14 protein-coding genes and 1 pseudogene are annotated in these 16,601 nt (G+C 69.3%); 9 read left to right on the top strand and 6 right to left on the bottom strand.

What is annotated here, in order from left to right; genetic code table 11:
- Positions 1 to 112: 112 nt before the first annotated feature.
- The 3 genes from RA210_RS11820 to RA210_RS11810 all read left to right on the top strand — a co-directional run bounded on the left by RA210_RS11820 (position 113) and on the right by RA210_RS11810 (position 3,973).
- Positions 113 to 1,360 (top strand): MFS transporter, encoded by a 1,248-nt coding sequence (locus RA210_RS11820; RefSeq protein ID WP_136488991.1) that lies wholly within the window; start codon positions 113 to 115, stop codon positions 1,358 to 1,360.
- A gap of 100 nt (positions 1,361 to 1,460) precedes the next feature.
- Complete coding sequence (gene htpG, locus RA210_RS11815) at positions 1,461 to 3,359, top strand: molecular chaperone HtpG (protein WP_201486583.1); 1,899 nt, start codon at positions 1,461 to 1,463, stop codon at positions 3,357 to 3,359.
- 149 nt (positions 3,360 to 3,508) lie between these two features.
- Positions 3,509 to 3,973, top strand: a complete 465-nt coding sequence (locus RA210_RS11810; protein ID WP_136488989.1) for a DUF3859 domain-containing protein — start codon at positions 3,509 to 3,511, stop codon at positions 3,971 to 3,973.
- Between the two features lie 49 nt (positions 3,974 to 4,022).
- Here the strand turns inward: RA210_RS11810 and RA210_RS11805 are convergent, their stop codons facing one another.
- The 6 genes from RA210_RS11805 to RA210_RS11780 form a co-directional block, all read right to left on the bottom strand.
- Positions 4,023 to 4,457, bottom strand: coding sequence for an OsmC family protein (locus RA210_RS11805; RefSeq protein ID WP_201486582.1), 435 nt, complete (start codon positions 4,455 to 4,457; stop codon positions 4,023 to 4,025).
- A 135-nt stretch (positions 4,458 to 4,592) separates the two neighbouring features.
- On the bottom strand, positions 4,593 to 5,813 hold the full coding sequence (gene fabB, locus RA210_RS11800) for a beta-ketoacyl-ACP synthase I (RefSeq protein ID WP_201486581.1): 1,221 nt from the start codon (positions 5,811 to 5,813) through the stop codon (positions 4,593 to 4,595).
- 11 nt (positions 5,814 to 5,824) lie between these two features.
- Positions 5,825 to 6,340: a 3-hydroxyacyl-[acyl-carrier-protein] dehydratase FabA gene (fabA, locus tag RA210_RS11795; protein ID WP_136488986.1), complete on the bottom strand. Its 516-nt coding sequence runs from the start codon at positions 6,338 to 6,340 to the stop codon at positions 5,825 to 5,827.
- 206 nt (positions 6,341 to 6,546) lie between these two features.
- Entirely contained in the window at positions 6,547 to 8,451 is a 1,905-nt protein-coding gene (locus RA210_RS11790) for an ATP-binding protein (RefSeq protein WP_236574728.1), read from the bottom strand.
- Between the two features lie 2 nt (positions 8,452 to 8,453).
- Positions 8,454 to 9,347 (bottom strand): ABC transporter substrate-binding protein, encoded by an 894-nt coding sequence (locus tag RA210_RS11785; protein WP_201486580.1) that lies wholly within the window; start codon positions 9,345 to 9,347, stop codon positions 8,454 to 8,456.
- 21 nt (positions 9,348 to 9,368) lie between these two features.
- Positions 9,369 to 11,507 carry a TonB-dependent receptor plug domain-containing protein gene (locus RA210_RS11780; RefSeq protein WP_236574727.1) on the bottom strand — a complete coding sequence of 713 codons (2,139 nt, stop codon included), beginning with the start codon at positions 11,505 to 11,507 and terminating at the stop codon, positions 9,369 to 9,371.
- A 150-nt stretch (positions 11,508 to 11,657) separates the two neighbouring features.
- On the opposite strand from RA210_RS11780, the gene RA210_RS11775 reads away from it, so the two are divergent.
- From RA210_RS11775 to RA210_RS11750, 6 genes and pseudogenes are all read left to right on the top strand, one after another.
- Positions 11,658 to 12,680: an NAD(P)H-dependent glycerol-3-phosphate dehydrogenase gene (locus RA210_RS11775; RefSeq protein WP_136488982.1), complete on the top strand. Its 1,023-nt coding sequence runs from the start codon at positions 11,658 to 11,660 to the stop codon at positions 12,678 to 12,680.
- 13 nt (positions 12,681 to 12,693) lie between these two features.
- Positions 12,694 to 13,002: pseudogene (locus RA210_RS21795) on the top strand (DUF4389 domain-containing protein); the annotation flags it as partial.
- 185 nt (positions 13,003 to 13,187) lie between these two features.
- A complete protein-coding gene (gene sixA / locus RA210_RS11765) occupies positions 13,188 to 13,655 on the top strand; it encodes a phosphohistidine phosphatase SixA (protein ID WP_201486577.1) in 468 nt (155 codons plus the stop codon).
- A 7-nt stretch (positions 13,656 to 13,662) separates the two neighbouring features.
- On the top strand, positions 13,663 to 14,526 hold the full coding sequence (locus RA210_RS11760) for an alpha/beta fold hydrolase (RefSeq protein ID WP_201486576.1): 864 nt from the start codon (positions 13,663 to 13,665) through the stop codon (positions 14,524 to 14,526).
- A 51-nt stretch (positions 14,527 to 14,577) separates the two neighbouring features.
- Positions 14,578 to 15,453 (top strand): DUF4892 domain-containing protein, encoded by an 876-nt coding sequence (locus RA210_RS11755; protein WP_201486575.1) that lies wholly within the window; start codon positions 14,578 to 14,580, stop codon positions 15,451 to 15,453.
- A 73-nt stretch (positions 15,454 to 15,526) separates the two neighbouring features.
- On the top strand, positions 15,527 to 16,597 hold the full coding sequence (locus tag RA210_RS11750; protein WP_136488977.1) for an AI-2E family transporter: 1,071 nt from the start codon (positions 15,527 to 15,529) through the stop codon (positions 16,595 to 16,597).
- Positions 16,598 to 16,601 lie beyond the last annotated feature (4 nt).

Here is a 16,601-nt window from a genome sequence, read left to right as displayed (position 1 = left end):
AGACAAGGTCCTTCGATGAGTCAACTTCTCGTGCTTGAGCGCGGCAACCGCTTCACGGTCGACCAGCCATGATGTCTTCTTTCCCCTCCCGCCACCTGCGGAAGCCTGCCTGATGGATTCCTTGCTGATAGTCGCTGGCCTGCTGCTGATCCTGTCCGGCCTGTTCTGGCTGGTGGCCAGTGCCTTCGCCACTAGTCTGCTGTGGGGGTGCGGCAGCCTGCTGCCGCCGCTGCCGCTGTTGTTCATCCTGCGCCACTGGCGCCGCGCGCGCAGCGCCGTGATGCTGATGGGCCTGGGCTGCATTCCGCTGGTGGTGGGTTTCACCATGCTGGCCGGCCACGATCCCGACCGCCTGGCCGCCATCCTCAGCCTGCGCTGGCTGGAGCCCGAGCCCAAGGCCGCTGGCGGCCTGGAGATCCGCCTGGGCGGCGAGTTCAACGGCAAGCCCTTCGCGCCGGATCTGGGCGAACTGATCGATGGCGCCCTGGTGCTGCGCGAGGGCGACGATTCCTTCGCCCGGCGCGAGCTGCGCATCCGCCTGCCCGCCCATGACGGCGGCGAGCTGCGCGTCGACGTGCTGCCGGAGGATCACGGGACGCTGCCGGAAATCGAGCTCGACTGGCTGCTGCCCGACCAGGACCAGCCCGAGTCTCGGCGCATCGTCGACGGCTACACCCTGCATCTCGACCTGCGGCCGGTACCGCCCAACCGGCTGCGTGGCGACTTCCACCTGGTGCTGCCGCCGGCCTTCCGAACCTCGCTGAGCGGCGAGGTCGAGCTGTACACCGACCGCCTGCGCTACCGCGACGGGCGCGTGGATACCCGCCACAACACCGAGGAAACCATCGCCTGGCTGGTCACCGACTACCTGCAGCGCAGCACCCGGCAGCGCGACCTGGTGCTGGAGCCGCTGCCGGCGCTGGACCTGGACGGCGAGCAGCTGCAGCTGGAAGTGCTGGCGCGGGTGGGCGGGGTGCTGCGCCGCTTCGACGTTGCCCTGCGGCGCAGCGAGCTGCAGGGCTGGCATGTGCAGGGCGACCAGGCGCCGGCCCTGCCGCGGCCCAGCGAGGAGGAGCTGCGTCGCACCGCGCCGGTTCCCACCACTGTGGTACGCGGAGAGCCGCGCCCGCTCGACCGGCGCATAGGCTTTTCGCTCGAGCGCCTGCTCACCTCGCCGAGCCGCTACCAGGGCGTTCGTGTCCACGTGGTCACCGAGCGTGGCCGCAGTGCCGAAGGGCGATTCGACGGACTCAACCCCGAAGGGCGTCTGGTGATCCAGCATTCGCTGGGGGGCCAGGGCGAAGCCAGCTTCATCCTGCGGCCGAGCGAGGTGGCGCAGATCCAGCTGCTCGAGCCCTGAATCCGGGCTTTCGCGGCAAGCCCTTGAAATTCCGGGCGAAGTCTCCATATCCACGGCATTCGCCGCAGACGCGGCTTTGTCATCCGTGGAGTTCGCATTCATGAGCGTGGAGACTCGCAAAGAGACCCTGGGTTTTCAGACTGAAGTGAAGCAACTGCTTCACCTGATGATCCATTCCCTGTATTCGAACAAGGAGATCTTCCTGCGCGAGCTGATCTCCAACGCCTCCGACGCCGCCGACAAGCTGCGTTTCGAGGCGCTGGCCAATCCGGCGCTGCTGGAAGGCGGCGATCCGCTGAAGATACGCCTGAGCTTCGACAAGGAGACGCGCACCGTCACCCTCGAGGACAACGGCATCGGCATGAGCCGCGACGAGGTGATCGCCCACCTCGGCACCATCGCCAAGTCCGGCACCGCCGACTTCCTGAAGAACCTCTCCGGCGACCAGAAGAAGGACTCCCAGCTGATCGGCCAGTTCGGCGTGGGCTTCTACTCGGCGTTCATCGTCGCCGACCAGGTTGACGTCTACACTCGTCGCGCCGGCGCCGCTGCCAGCGAGGGCGTGCACTGGAGCTCGAAGGGCGAGGGCGAGTTCGACATCGCCAGCATCGACAAGGCCGAGCGCGGCACCCGCATCGTCCTGCACCTGAAGGCCGACGAAACCGAGTTCGCCGACGGCTGGCGCCTGCGCAACATCGTCAAGAAATACTCCGACCACATCGCCCTGCCCATCGAGTTGCCGAAAGAGCAGTTCGGTGAAGAAAAGCCGGCCGAACCCGAGTGGGAAACCGTCAACCGCGCCAGCGCGCTGTGGACCCGCCCGCGCAGCGAGGTCAAGGACGAGGAGTACCAGGAGTTCTACAAGCACGTCGCCCATGACTTCGAGAATCCGCTGTCCTGGAGCCACAACAAGGTCGAGGGCAAGCTCGAGTACACCTCGCTGCTCTACGTGCCGGGCAAGGCGCCGTTCGACCTCTACCATCGCGAGGCGCCCAGGGGCCTCAAGCTCTACGTGCAGCGCGTGTTCATCATGGACCAGGCCGACCAGTTCCTGCCGCTGTACCTGCGCTTCATCAAGGGCGTGGTCGACTCCAACGACCTGTCGCTGAACGTCTCCCGCGAGATCCTGCAGTCCGGCCCGGTGATCGACTCGATGAAGTCGGCGCTGACCAAGCGCGTCCTCGACATGCTGGAGAAGCTGGCCAAGGACAAGCCGGAGGACTACCAGGCCTTCTGGAAGGCCTTCGGCCAGGTGCTCAAGGAAGGTCCGGCGGAAGACTTCGCCAACAAGGAGAAGATCGCCGGCCTGCTGCGCTTCGCCTCCACCAGCGACGCCAGCGGCGAGCAGAGCGTGGCGCTGGCCGACTACCTCGGCCGCCTGAAGGAAGGCCAGGACAAGATCTACTACCTCACCGGCGAGAGCTACGCCCAGGTCAAGAACAGCCCGCACCTGGAGGTGTTCCGCAAGAAGGGCATCGAGGTGCTGCTGCTCACCGACCGCATCGACGAGTGGCTGATGAGCTACCTGCCGGAGTTCGATGGCAAGCAGTTCGTCGACGTCGCCCGCGGCGATCTCGATCTCGGCAAGCTGGACTCGGAAGAGGACAAGAAGGCCCAGGAAGAGGTGGCCAAGGCCAAGGAGGGACTGATCGAGCGCCTCAAGGGCGCGCTGGGCGAGCAGGTCGCCGAGGTGCGCGTCTCCCACCGGCTGACCGACTCGCCGGCGATCCTCGCCATCGGCGAGCAGGATCTCGGTCTGCAGATGCGCCAGATCCTCGAGGCCAGCGGGCAGAAGGTGCCGGAGTCCAAGCCGATCTTCGAGATCAACCCGCAGCACCCGCTGATCGAGAAGCTGGATGCCGAGCCCGACGAGGACCGTTTCGCCGACCTGTCGCACATCCTCTTCGATCAGGCCGCACTGGCCGCCGGCGACAGCCTCAAGGACCCGGCCGCCTACGTGCAGCGCCTCAACAAGCTGCTGGTGGAGCTGTCGGCCTGAACGGCTGAACCCCGCCCGCGCTGGTCCTGAAGATGCCGCTCGCCTGTCATGGGCGAGCGGCATTTTTCATCGCGGCGGAAAGACACGAGCGTCATCGCTTCGTCATGAAAAGGTCATAGGCTCGCCGCATCGCAACGAAGGAGAGCCACATGCGACTGTTCAAGATGGGGGCGCTGGCGGCGCTGGGGTTGGTGTCCGGTCTGGCCATGGCCGAGGTGCGGGTCGAGGGGCCGGTGGAGTACGGCGTGTTCGCGACGCCCGAGCGCGAGGTGCAGCCGGGCGAGCGGGTGCTGCTGCGCAACAACCAGCAGATCCGGCAGACCGCCGAGATCCCGGCCCGGCTCGGCACCAGGTTCGGCCTGCGCCTGACCCTGAGCGGCAAGCAGGCCGACGACGTGCCGCTGACCCTGCTGTACCTCACTCCCGGGGTGGTGACGCCGGACGGCCAGCGCCACGACCGCTTCGAGGTGGTGCAGAAGCTGGCGCCCGGCGCCAGCCAGGAGGTGATGGCCTTCGAGTTCAGCGAGCCGCACGAGGTGGTTCCGGGCGAGTGGCACTTCCTGGTGTTCCAGGGCGACCGCAAGCTGGCCGAGCAGCGCTTCAGCGTGCGCTGAGCACGCATCCACGCAGCCCGACAATGGCCGGGCTGCGGCGTTTCCGGGGTCAGGCCAGGCTGGTCAGCAGGTCGGTGCCGTGCAGCAGGTTGTCGGCCAGCGGGCAGCGCCGCTCGATCTCCCTGAGCACCGCCTGCTGCTCCTCGCGGCCGAGGTCGCAGTCCATCTCCACCCTGACCCGCAGTGCCTGGAAGCCCGGACGTACGTCGCTGCGCCGCCCCAGCAGGCCGTCGGGATCGTAGTCGGCCTCGATCTCGAAGCGCATGCCACGCAGCTCGAACTTGCGCTGGTGGGCGATGAAGCGGCCGATGGTGCCGAAGCAGCCGGCCACCGCGGCGAGGATGAGCTCCAGCGGCGTCGGTCCCAGGTCCTGGCCGGCGGCGTTCTTCGGCTGGTCCATGCGGATCACGTGGTTGCCGGCGGCCACGGTGATGGTGAAGGCGTTATCGAGGCTGCCGCTGGCGCGGATGGTCTTCAGGGCCATGGGATGTCCTTGCGTTCGGAAGGGAGTCATCACTCTATACCCTGAGGGGTATGTGCTGCCAGCGGCAGGGAAGTGGCGGAGGGCGGAAACGACGACGGCACCCGAAGGTGCCGTCGTGGATGGTGCGGGAGCGGCTTACTCGCCGGTCCAGCGCTTCAGGACCAGGGTGGCGTTGGTGCCGCCGAAGCCGAAGCTGTTGCTCATCACGGTGTTGAGGGTGACGTTCTCGCGGGTCTGGGTGACGATCGGCAGATCGGCCACTTCCGGGTCCAGTTCCTCGATGTTGGCCGAGCCGGCGATGAAGTTGCCTTCCATCATCAGCAGGGTGTAGATCGCTTCCTGCACGCCGGCGGCGCCCAGCGAGTGGCCGGACAGGCTCTTGGTCGAGCTGATCGCCGGGGCCTTGTCGCCGAACACGGTGCGCACGGCCTTGGCTTCGGCGACGTCGCCGACCGGGGTCGAAGTGCCGTGGGTGTTCAGGTAGTCGATCGGGGTGTCGACGGTGGCCAGCGCCTGCTGCATGCAGCGCACCGCGCCTTCGCCGCTCGGGGCGACCATGTCGTAGCCGTCGGAGGTGGCGCCATAGCCGACCACCTCGGCATAGATCTTCGCGCCGCGGGCCAGGGCGTGGTCGAGGGCCTCGACCACCACCATGCCGCCGCCGCCGGCGATGACGAAGCCGTCACGCTTGGCGTCGTAGGCACGCGAGGCCTTCTCCGGGGTAGCGTTGTACTGGGTGGACAGCGCGCCCATGGCGTCGAACAGGAAGCTCTGGCTCCAGTGCTCCTCTTCGCCTCCGCCGGCGAACACGATGTCCTGCTTGCCCATCTGGATCTGCTCCATGGCATTGCCGATGCAATGGGCGCTGGTGGCGCAGGCGGAGGAGATCGAGTAGTTGACGCCCTTGATCTTGAATGGGGTCGCCAGGCAGGCGGACACGGTGCTGCCCATGGTGCGCGGCACGCGGTACGGGCCGACGCGCTTGACGCCCTTCTCGCGCAGGGTGTCCAGGGCTTCCATCTGGTTGAAGGTGGAGGCGCCACCGGAGCCGGCGATCAGGCCGGTACGCGGGTTGGAGATCTGTTCCTCGGACAGGCCGGCATCCTTGATCGCCTGCTCCATGGACAGGTAGGCGAAGGCGGCGGCGTCACCCATGAAACGGTAGACCTTGCGGTCGATCAGGGCTTCGAGGTCGAGGTTGACGGAGCCGGAAACCTGGCTGCGCAGCCCCATGTCGGCGTACGACTGGTTGAAGCGGATGCCGGATTTGCCGGCGCGCAGGTTGGCGGAAACGGTCTCTTTGTCAGTGCCGAGGCAGGACACGATGCCCATCCCGGTGATTACGACGCGACGCATGCGGGTAACCCTTAGAAGCTGTCAGTGGAAGTGAACAGGCCGACGCGCAGGCCTTCGGCACTGTAGATCTCGCGGCCATCGACGCTGACGGTGCCGTCGGCGATGCCGAGGATCAGCGAGCGACTGATGGTGCGCTTGATGTGGATGTTGTAGGTGACCTTCTTGGCGGTCGGCAAGACCTGGCCGAAGAATTTCACTTCGCCCGAGCCGAGGGCGCGGCCGCGGCCGGGGTTGCCCTGCCAGCCCAGGTAGAAGCCGACCAGCTGCCACATGGCGTCCAGGCCCAGGCAGCCGGGCATCACCGGGTCGCCCTCGAAGTGGCAGGCGAAGAACCACAGGTCCGGGTTGATGTCGAGCTCGGCCACGATTTCGCCTTTGCCGTACTTGCCGCCGGTCTCGCTGATGTGAACGATGCGATCGATCATCAGCATGTTGGGGGCGGGCAGTTGCGCGTTACCCGGGCCGAACAGTTCACCGCGGCTGCAGCTGAGCAGTTCTTCCCGAGTGAAGGCGTTTTGTTTGGTCATGCGAGCTCCTCGACGGTCCCTGAGCGCAGGGGGCAGATCTTTTCTGGCCTCGCCCCTCCCGGGGGGAGCGCGGCTTTGGTCTGGTTATAGACTATGGCCAGGTGATGAAAGTCACAGGCCGACCGGGGGCATTCTGCGACGAATGACTGCCAGCCAAGACTGTGCGGGTGCAAGCCTGCCGCATTTCGCACCTTTTCGCCAGCCGTCTATGGTCGGTTGTGCACCCAGCGCTGCAGGATGGCCCGCAGGTCCGAGCGCTTGAAGGGCTTGGCCAGGTAGTCGTTCATCCCGGCTGCCAGGCAGGCCTCGCGGTCGCCCTGCAGGGCATTGGCGGTCAGGGCGATGATCGGCGTGTGGCGGTTCGGTCCGTCGCTGTCACGGATCTGCCGGGTGGCGCTGAGACCGTCGAGGTCGGGCAGCCGGCAGTCCATCAGGATGGCCGCGAAGGGCTGCTCGGCGACGGCCTGCAGCGCCTGCCGGCCGCTGCCGACCAGCTGGGGAGTGAAGCCGAGGCTGCGCAGGATGGCCTCGATCACCGTCTGGTTGACCGGGTTGTCCTCCACCAGCAGCACATGCTGGCCGCCGCCCTGTGTCGCCTCGCTGTCCAGCAGCACCTGCTCGTCGGCATGGCGGTAGCGCCAGGGCAGGGGCAGTTCCAGGGTGAAGGTCGAGCCCTCGCCGATGGTGCTCTCCGCATGCAGGCCGCCGCCCATGTGCTCGGCCAGGGTGCGGGCGATGGACAGGCCCAGGCCGGTGCCGCCGTAGCGGCGCGAGGTGGAGGTGTCGGCCTGCTCGAAGGCGTCGAACATGTGCTGCAGGCGTTCGGGGGCGATGCCGATGCCGGTATCGCGCACGGCGATGGTCAGCCAGAGCATCTGCTGCTGGTCGAGCACCTGCCAGCGTGCGGTCACGCCGACGTGGCCCTGCTCGGTGAACTTCAGGGCGTTGCCGATCAGGTTGACCAGGATCTGCCGCAGGCGGGTGGGGTCGCCGCGGACCTCGAACTGCTCCAGGCCGGGCTGGATGTCCAGATGCAGCTCCAGGCCGCGCTGCTGGGCGCTGGGGCGGAACACCTGCACCGAGTTGGTGAGCAGCTCGTCCAGCGGGAAGGGAATGTGCTCCAGCTCCAGCGAGCCACGCTCGATGCGCGAGAAGTCGAGGATGTCGTTGATCACCTTGAGCAGGTGTTCGGTGGACTCGGTGGCCAGCGCGGTGTACTCGGCCTGCTCGCCGGTCTGCGTGGTGGTCTCCAGCAGCTGCAGCATGCCCAGCACGCCGTTCATCGGCGTGCGCAGTTCGTGGCTCATCATCGCCAGGAAGTCCGACTTGGCGCGGCTGGCCTGCTCGGCTTCCTCGCGGGCGGCGACCAGTTGGGCGATGCTGCGCTGCTGCTCGATCTGGGCCTGCTCCAGTCCGGCGGCCAGCAGGTTGATGTGGCGCGCCAGATCGCCGATCTCGCCATGGTCGGCCACCGGCAGTTCGGCCTGGTAGTCGCCTTCCTTGATCGCCTGCAGCGCCCGGCCCATGGCATGGATCGGCTCCGACAGGCTGCGCGCCAGGCGGTAGGCGAGCAGCAGGGTCAGCGTCAGCGCCAGCAGCGCCAGCAGGCCGGCGCGCAGGAAGATCTGTGTCTGGCGGCGGTCGAAGGCCTCGTCGGTCATGCCGACCACCACCCGGCCCAGGCGCTCCTCGGCCGGTTCGCGCGCCGCCAGCGGCGGGCTGAGCAGGAAGGGATCGTCGAGGCGGACCTGCTGGCGGAGGATGTCGGCCTCGAACACCTCGATCCGCGCATCGCGCCCACCCTGGGCGCGCTCGACGTAGGCGAGCACTTCGCCGGTCCGGTCGTGCACCTCGATGAAACGCACATGGGGGATGTCGAGGCTGGCCCGCAGCAGGCCCTCGAGGATCGGGATGTTGCCGGAGATCACCCCGTACTCGGTGGCCGGGGCCAACTGGTCGGCGATCAACTGGCCGGTCTGGGTCAGCTCGGCGTGCAGGTCCTGCAGGCGCGAGTAGGCGAGGTAACCGGTCAGCAGCAGGGTCAGCAGCAGCGCAGGGCCGAGGCTGATGGCCAGGGTGCGGGTACGGATGTCGCTGTGGCGCCAGCGCAGCATCATGGCAGGCTCTCCCATTGCTGCAGGCGCAGCGCCTGGTCGCGGTCGTCGCTGAGTTCCACGCCCAGGGAGCGTGCCACCTGCGGGTTGCTGAGCACCTTGAAGTGCTGCGGGTAGGCCTCGCGCGGCCAGTGCTGCGGCGCCAGCGAGAGCAGTCGGTCGAGCTCGTTGAGCCAGTCCTGCTGGTCGCTGTAGCTGCTGCTCAGGCTGCCGGCGCGGATGAACGCCGCGGTCGGGCCGATCAGCGCCAGTCGGCGCCCGTAGCTGGCCAGCAGCACGCCCTTGATGGTGCCGGGGTTGTACAGCGCGGGGTCGTCGACGCCCAGCAGCACGTCGCTGCCGTCGAGCAGTCGGTTGAGAGGGCGGCTGTCGCGGGTGTCCGGCCAGTACCAGGTGGTGATGGCTAGGCCCTGGGCGGCGGCCAGGCGGCGCAGTTCGTTGACCAGGAAGCGGCTGTCATCGCCGTACAGCAGGCCGACCCGGCGTGCCTGCGGCAGCAACTGGCGGATCAGGCGCAACTGGCGGGACGGGGGCGGATCGCTCCACAGCAGGGTCAGGTGGGGCGGACGGCTGTCGCCGAGACGCCGGAAGGCCTGCACCCGGCTGATCTGCATCACCAGGGTCGGTGGTCCGCCCGGCGTGCCGAGCCGCCAGTCCAGCGCATCGGCGCCGAGCAGCACCAGGCGGCTGTCGGCGGGCAGGGACTCCGGGCTGGTCAGCGCCGAGGTATGCACGAAGCGCACCCGGTCATCCGGGCGGCGTGTCGCCAGGTCGTCGACGAAGCGCTGCAGGGCCGGGGTGTCGTTGCTGGCGGCGACCAGGATATCGGTCGCCTGGGCCAGCGCCGAAGCGGCCAGCAGGCAGAGGAGGGCGAGCGCTTGCAATAATCTCATCCTTGAGTACGGGCGCACGGGTCAGAGCTCGAATCCGGCGGAGAGCCAGAATACGCGGCGCTCATCATACATATTGTCGGACCAGCCGAGGGGCTCGTCGTCCAGGCGTTGTTGCACGACACCGGCCAGCTCCAGCTGGCTGCTGCCCAGCTGCAGGCGCTTGGCCAGGCGCAGGTCGAGGCGCTCGAAGCGGTATTCGTTGAGCAGGTCGGCGCCGTAATAGAAGGCGGAACTCGACCAGCCGCGGCCCCAGTCGTGCAGCCAGCCGGCCGAGCCGCTGTGGCGCGGGGTCAGGCGCTCGTCGTGGCGATGGCTGGCCTCCAGTTCGATGTAGGCCTGGCTCAGGCGCAGGCGGTCGCGCAGCCCCAGGCGCCAGTCCAGCTCGCTCTCGATGCCGCGCAGGCGCAGACGGTTGTCGTTGCTCGGCTCGAACCGCTCGAGGGTCAGGGTCTCGCTGATCAGGCCGCCGATCTCGTCGTGGAACAGCTTCACGTCCAGGTTCAGGCCGAGGTCGGCAAAGTGGCCGTGGTAGCCCAGCTCGCGCGAGCGCATGTGCTCCTGGCCGAGCTCGCCGGTGCCGCGGGCGCTGGCGAAATACAGCGCCTCGCCCATGCCCAGGGCGGCCGGACGCAGGTCCCGGACCCGGTAATGCCAGTCGGCGTGGTTCTCGAACATGTCCGGCGAGCGCACCGCCTCGGAGTAGACGGCGCGCAGGCTGTGCGCCGGGGTGATCAGGTAGTTGAGCGCCAGGCGCGGCGACAGCGAGTCGCCGGCGCTGCTGTCGTGCTCGTAGAGGGCGCCGCCTTGCAGCAGCCAGTGGCGGTCGAGCTGCCACTCGAACTGGCCGAAGCCGCGGGCTATGTCCTTGCTGCGCCGGCCGCCCAGGTAGGTCTCGCTGTCGGCGCTGTCATGACGATAGCTCAGGCCGCTGACCAGGCGCAGGCTGTCGGACAGGCTGAGGGTGTCCTGCAGTTCGAGGTCGAAGCGGTTTTCCCGGGTGTCCTCGTTGATCAGGCCGCAGCTGTGGGCCACGGTGCCGGTGGCGGGATCGAAGGTGCTCGCCACCTGGCCGATGAACTGGCTGGCCAGGGTCGTCTGCTCGGGGGTGCCGGGCGGCGGAGTGAAGTCGTTGCGCGCCAGGTTTCGGAACAGCGCCTTGACATAGGCCGGCGAGGAGGCCCACAGCTGGTGCAGTTGCGGGCTGAAGCCGACCTGGGCCTCGCAGGCGCGCCACTCGCGCAGGCGCTCCCAGTGCTGCAGCGAGCTCTGCATCTGCAGGCGGTGGCCGGCGTTCAGGTCGAGGTTCCAGCGCAGGCTGGCGGCATAGTCGCGGGCGCGCACGTCGGCCGCCTCGTCGGCCTCGCCCGGCTGGGCGGCGATCGGGAACACCGACTCGTAGCTGTTCGGCGCCTGGTTGGTGCCTTCCTTGAGCGCCAGCTGCCAGTCCAGCGACTGGCGCGGATCGAGATCCTGCTGCACGCGCAGGTTGAGGCGATTGAGGCGGCGATCGTCGCGCGCCGGGCTGCCGTCGCGCTCGTGGTCGAAGCCCTCGTCCTGCCAGCCGGACAGCGACAGGCGCAGGTTGCCGCCGTCCCAGCCGTTGCCCTGGCTGGCATACCAGTCGGCGATGCCGCGCTCGCCGCGGGTGATCTTCAGGCGGGTGCCGTGGGTGTCGCGCGGTGCGCGGGTGAAGATGCTGACCACCGCCATCAGCGCGTTGGCGCCATAGCTGACCGTGTTGGGGCCGCGGAACACCTCGATGCGCTCGATGTCCTCAATGGCCACCGGGATGTCGCTCCAGTCGACCCGGGCCAGGCCCGAGTGGTACACCGAGCGGCCATCCACCAGCACCTGCAGGCGGCGGGCCTGGGCGGCGTTGCTGCCATGGTAGTTGACCGTGGTCAGGTTGCCGTCCGGCACCACCAGCATGCCCGGCACCAGACGCAGCAGTTCCGGCAGCTCGCGGGCGCCGCTGGCGCGGATCAGCTCGCGGTCGAGCACGGTGACGCTGCCGGGGACCTCGGCGGGCGACTGCTGCAGGCGCGTGGCGGTGAGCACTTCCGGCAGGTCCGCCGCGCCGACGAACAGATCCTCGGCCGCCGCCGAGCCGGCGAGCAGGCCGAGAGATAGCGCCAGCGTTGTGCGCAGGGGGGCGGACACGTGCGGTGTCTCCATTCGGACTCGAGCGGCGCGCATGTTACCCGAGGGCGCGCGTTCTGCCAGCACGACCTCGTCACGGTGTGCTGGTCGACCGGCGGTCGCCCCGTATAATGCAGCGATTGCCGAGTGGCGACCCGATATGGATGGAACATGACTGAGCAGCAACCGATTGCCGTGCTCGGCGGCGGCAGCTTCGGCACCGCCCTGGCCAACCTGCTGGCGGAGAACGGCCAGCGCGTGCGCCTGTGGATGCGCGACGAGGCCCAGGCCGAGGCGATCCGCAGCACCGGCGAGAATCCGCGCTACCTCAAGGGCATCAAGGTGCACGCCGTGGTCGAGCCGGTCAGCGACCTGGCCGCCACCCTGCAGGCCTGCGAGCTGGTGTTCGTCGTGCTGCCGTCCTCGGCCCTGCGCGCCGCGCTGCAGCCGGTGGCCGGCCTGCTCGCCGGCAAGCTGCTGGTCAGCACCACCAAGGGCATCGAGGCGGATACCTTCAAGCTGATGAGCCAGATCCTCGAGGAGATCGCCCCGCAGGCGCGCATCGGCGTGCTGTCCGGGCCGAACCTGGCGCGCGAGATCGCCGAGCATGCGCTCACTGCCACGGTGATCGCCAGCGAGGACGAGGAGCTGTGCCGGCGCGTGCAGCAGGTGCTGCACGGCCGTACCTTCCGCGTGTATGCCAGTCGCGACCGCTTCGGCGTCGAGCTGGGCGGGGCGCTGAAGAATGTCTACGCCATCATGTCCGGCATGGCCGCCGCGCTGGGCATGGGCGAGAACACCAAGAGCATGCTGATCACCCGCGCGCTGGCGGAGATGACCCGCTTCGCCGTGCGCATGGGCGCCAACCCGATGACCTTCCTCGGTCTGGCCGGGGTGGGCGACCTGATCGTCACCTGCTCCTCGCCGAAGAGCCGCAACTACCAGGTCGGCTTCGCGCTGGGGCAGGGGCTGAGCCTCGAGGAGGCGGTGTCGCGTCTGGGCGAGGTGGCCGAGGGGGTCAACACCATCCGCGTGCTCAAGGCCCGCGCCGACCAGCTCGGCGTCTACATGCCGTTGGTCGCCGGCCTGCATGCCATACTTTTCGAGGGCCGCACTTTGCAGCAGGTGATCGGCCTGCTGATGTCCGGCGAGCCGAAGACCGATGTCGATTTCATTTCCGCCAGTGATTTCTGAGGGAGCGCGTTGCATGTCCGATGACAAACAGAGTCGTGAAGGCCTGATCCTGCGGGTGCTGTGGATGGTGCTGTTCGCCATCGTCTGGCAGCTCGCCGAGCTGGTGCTGGTGGCCGTGGTCCTGCTGCAGCTGGCCCTGCGCCTGATCAACGGCGCGCCCAGCCGCGCGCTGATGGATTTCGGCGATGGCCTCAGCCAGTACCTGGCGCAGATCGGCCGTTTCGGCTGCTTCCACAGCGACGAGAAGCCCTGGCCGTTCGCCGACTGGCCGGCACCCCGCGAGGCGCAGGGCGAGGGTGCCCGGCCGCTGACCCCGGCTCCTGCCGTGGCGCCGGCGGCTGCCGCATCCGCAGCCGTTGCCCCGGTTGCGGCCAGTGCGCCGGCCGAGGCGCCGGTTGCCGAGTCCGCTGCCGAGGCCGCCGAAACGCCGTCCGGGACGGACCAGGCCGCTCCGGCTCCCGAGGCCGGCAAGGCGGACGGCCCGGATGCGCCGGCGGAGCCCCGGGCATGAGGCTGTGGCTGCTGCGCCACGGCCAGGCCGGCCCCTACGTGCGCACCGGCGACCACCTGCGCGAGCTGACCGAGCGCGGCCGCACCGAGGCCCTGCATGCCGGCGGCCACCTGCTCGGCGAGCCGCTGGATGCCATCCTGGTCAGCCCCTACGTGCGCGCCCAGCAGACCGCCGAGCTGGTGCACGAGGCCCTCGGCCGCGAGCCGGCGCTGCATACCGTCGACGGCATCACCCCCGACGACGACCCGCGCGCCGCCCTGGCCATGCTCGCCGGACGCCGCGAGCAGAACCTGCTGGTGGTCACCCACATGCCGCTGGTCGGTGCCCTGGCCGGCCTGCTGGTGCACGGCCACCTGCAGCAGCCGGTGACCTTCAATACCGCCAGCCTGGCCCTGCTCGAGGGCGACATGGCCCTGGCCGGGCTGATGGACCTGCGCGCCCTGTACCATCCGCCGGAGCGCTGAGACGACCATGACCGTCGCCGTCGAGGAAATCCGCCTCAACCTGCCGCACATCGAACTGGCCGCCCATCTCTATGGTCCCGAGGACGGCCAGCCGGTGCTGGCCCTGCACGGCTGGCTGGACAACGCCATGAGCTTCGCCCGCCTGGCGCCGCGTCTGCCCGGCCTGCGCATCGTCGCCCTCGACCTGGCCGGTCATGGCCACTCCGGGCACCGTGCTGCCGGTGCCAGCTACCAGCTGTGGGACTACGCGCTGGACGTGCTGGCGGTGGCCGACCAACTCGGCTGGCAGCGCTTCGCCCTGCTCGGCCACTCGCTGGGCGCCATCGTCGCCACCCTGCTGGCCGGCGCCGTACCCGAGCGCATCGAGCGGCTGGCACTGATCGACGGCATGTTCCCGCTGACCCACGAGCCGGAACAGGCGCCGCACCAGCTCGGCGAGGCGCTCCGGGCCCAGCTGGCGCTGCGCGACAAGCGCCGCCCGGTGTACGCCAGCGTCGAACGGGCGGTGGAGGCGCGCCTGCGCGGCGGCTCCCCGCTCAGCCGCGAGGCCGCCGAACTGCTCGCCAGCCGCGGCCTGACGGCGGTGGCCGGCGGCTATACCTGGCGCACCGATCCGCGGCTGACCCTGCCTTCGCCGCTGCGCCTGACCCGAGCCCACGCCGAGGCCTTCGTGCGCGCCGTGCGCTGTCCGGTCGACCTGGTGATTGCCGAACAGGGTCTGCCGGTGCAGCGCGGCGAATGGCTGGCGCTGCTCGACAGCCTTCCGGTGCGCGTGCACCGAGTGCCGGGCGGTCATCACCTGCACCTGGACGACGAGGCCGGCGCGCAGGCGGTTGCAGACTGTTTCAAAGCCCTGTCCGCCGCGCCTTGACTTGTGCCGGCCAACTGTCGAGGCTGAGCGGCATCGCAAGGGAGAAACTGCATGACCGAGCTGTACACCGCTGCGCCGGCCGGCGCGGGCGGGTCGCCGAGGGGCGCCTGGCGCCGCCTGCCGCTGATCGCCAGTCTGGCCATCCTGCCGGCCTGGGCCATCTTGCCGGCCTGGGCCGAGGTGCCGGGCAGCCAGGACCTGGAGATCCTGCCGCGTTTCCCGCGCGCGGAGATCGTCGACTACCGGGTGCAGGACAACGTTGAGCGCATCTATCCGCAGAGCGCCCTGCGCCGCATCAGCGGCCGCCTGCGCGTGGATGCCGAGATCGATGTGGTCGGCCGCCTCAGCGCGCTGACCTACGAACTGCCGCAGGGCCACGGCAGCGCCGACGCCTTCGCCCAGGCGCGCACCGCCCTGCTGGCCCAGGACGCGCGTCCGCTGCACTGGTGCGAGGGGCGCGAGTGCGGCGCCAGCAGCCTGTGGGCCAACAACGTGTTCGGCAACGCGCGCCTGTACGGCCCGGACGAGCAGCAGGCCTATCTGCTGCTGCAGCTGGCCGCGCCGCGCCAGGACAGCCTGCTGGCGCTGTACGCCATCACCCGCGGCACCCGCCGCGGCTACCTGCACGTCGAGCTGCTGGAGGCCAATGCGCCGCAGGGCGAGCATCTGCCCAACGCCGAGACCCTGCTGCGCCAGCTCAAGGATGCCGGCGTGCTCGAGCTGGCGCAGCTGCCCGCCGAGCCGGCCGATCCCTGGCTGGCGCTGCTGGCCAGGGCGCTGCGTCTCGATACCGGCGTGCGCCTGCTGCTCACCGGCCAGGCCGCTCCGGCCTGGCGCGAGGCGCTGGTCGAGCGCGGCACCCGCGCCGCGCGCCTGGAAAGCGCGCCGGGCGAGACGCCGGGACTGCGCCTGGAGTGGCTGCGTTGAGCCCTGAGCCTGTGCGGATCCCCATTGCTCTGCCACCTGCGCCGGCCGGCGCCCTGCTGCAAGGGAAGGTCCGATGATCGAGCATGACCGTTTGCTGGTGCAGATCCTCATGCTGGGGCTGCTGGCCGCCTGCCTGTGGGTGCTGGCGCCGTTCTGGTCGGCGCTGTTCTGGGCCGCAGTGCTGGCCTTCGCCAGCTGGCCGCTGATGCGCGGCCTGACCCGCCTGCTGCGCGGGCGTACCTCGGCGGCCGCCGGCGTGCTGACCCTCGGCTGGATGCTGCTGGTGGCGGTGCCGCTGGTCTGGCTCGGCTTCAACCTGGCCGACCACGTCCGCAGCGTCGTGGCCCTGCTCAAGGATCTGCAGGTCGAAGGCCTGCCCGAGCCGCCTGCCTGGCTGGCCGGAGTGCCGCTGTTCGGCGCGCAGCTGGTGGGCCTGTGGAACAAGCTCGACGTGCAGGGCGCGGCGCTGCTCGCCGCGCTCAAGCCGTATCTGGGCGAGGTCGGCAACTGGCTGCTGGCGCGCAGCGCGCAGATCGGCGGCGGCGTGCTGGAGCTGGCGCTGAGCCTGGTGCTGGTGTTCTTCTTCTACCGCGACGGGCCGCAGCTGGCCGACTATGCGCGCAGCCTGCTGGAGCGCCTGATGAGCGGGCGCGCCGATCACTACCTGGAACTGGTTGCCGGCACCGTGCAGCGGGTGGTCAACGGCGTGATCGGCACCGCCGCGGCGCAGGCGGTGCTGGCGCTGATCGGCTTCCTGATCGCCGGGGTGCCGGGCGCCCTGGTGCTGGGCATCCTCACCTTCGCCCTCAGCCTGATCCCCATGGGCCCGCCGCTGGTGTGGATTCCGGCCAGCGCCTGGCTGATCTGGCAGGAGCAGTACGGGATGGGCTTGTTCCTCGCCATCTGGGGCCTGGTGGTGATCAGCGGCGTGGACAACGTGCTCAAGCCCTACCTGATCAGCCGCGGCGGCAACCTGCCGCTGGTGGTGGTGCTGCTCGGAGTGTTCGGCGGCATCCTCGCCTTCGGCTTCATGGGCCTGTTCCTCGGTCCGACCCTGCTGGCGGTGGCCTACAGCCTGATCGGCGACTGGATCGCCAACCAGCCCCACAAGCGCCATGCACCGCGTCCCGGAGACTCCGGCTGAGCCG

This window comes from Pseudomonas sp. OF001, from assembly GCF_904426495.1.
Lineage (GTDB): Bacteria > Pseudomonadota > Gammaproteobacteria > Pseudomonadales > Pseudomonadaceae > Geopseudomonas.
Note: the sequence above shows the minus strand (reverse complement) of the source record. Positions and strands in the feature narration are given on the sequence as shown.

What these genes read in the sequence shown, in the direction of transcription:
- RA210_RS11820 (WP_136488991.1), top strand. Translation starts at nt 113, where the DNA reads ATGGATTCCTTGCTGATAGTCGCTGGCCTGCTGCTGATCCTGTCCGGC.
- htpG (WP_201486583.1), top strand. Translation starts at nt 1,461, where the DNA reads ATGAGCGTGGAGACTCGCAAAGAGACCCTGGGTTTTCAGACTGAAGTG.
- RA210_RS11810 (WP_136488989.1), top strand. Translation starts at nt 3,509, where the DNA reads ATGCGACTGTTCAAGATGGGGGCGCTGGCGGCGCTGGGGTTGGTGTCC.
- RA210_RS11805 (WP_201486582.1), bottom strand. Translation starts at nt 4,457, where the DNA reads ATGGCCCTGAAGACCATCCGCGCCAGCGGCAGCCTCGATAACGCCTTC.
- fabB (WP_201486581.1), bottom strand. Translation starts at nt 5,813, where the DNA reads ATGCGTCGCGTCGTAATCACCGGGATGGGCATCGTGTCCTGCCTCGGC.
- fabA (WP_136488986.1), bottom strand. Translation starts at nt 6,340, where the DNA reads ATGACCAAACAAAACGCCTTCACTCGGGAAGAACTGCTCAGCTGCAGC.
- RA210_RS11785 (WP_201486580.1), bottom strand. Translation starts at nt 9,347, where the DNA reads ATGAGATTATTGCAAGCGCTCGCCCTCCTCTGCCTGCTGGCCGCTTCG.
- RA210_RS11775 (WP_136488982.1), top strand. Translation starts at nt 11,658, where the DNA reads ATGACTGAGCAGCAACCGATTGCCGTGCTCGGCGGCGGCAGCTTCGGC.
- sixA (WP_201486577.1), top strand. Translation starts at nt 13,188, where the DNA reads ATGAGGCTGTGGCTGCTGCGCCACGGCCAGGCCGGCCCCTACGTGCGC.
- RA210_RS11760 (WP_201486576.1), top strand. Translation starts at nt 13,663, where the DNA reads ATGACCGTCGCCGTCGAGGAAATCCGCCTCAACCTGCCGCACATCGAA.
- RA210_RS11755 (WP_201486575.1), top strand. Translation starts at nt 14,578, where the DNA reads ATGACCGAGCTGTACACCGCTGCGCCGGCCGGCGCGGGCGGGTCGCCG.
- RA210_RS11750 (WP_136488977.1), top strand. Translation starts at nt 15,527, where the DNA reads ATGATCGAGCATGACCGTTTGCTGGTGCAGATCCTCATGCTGGGGCTG.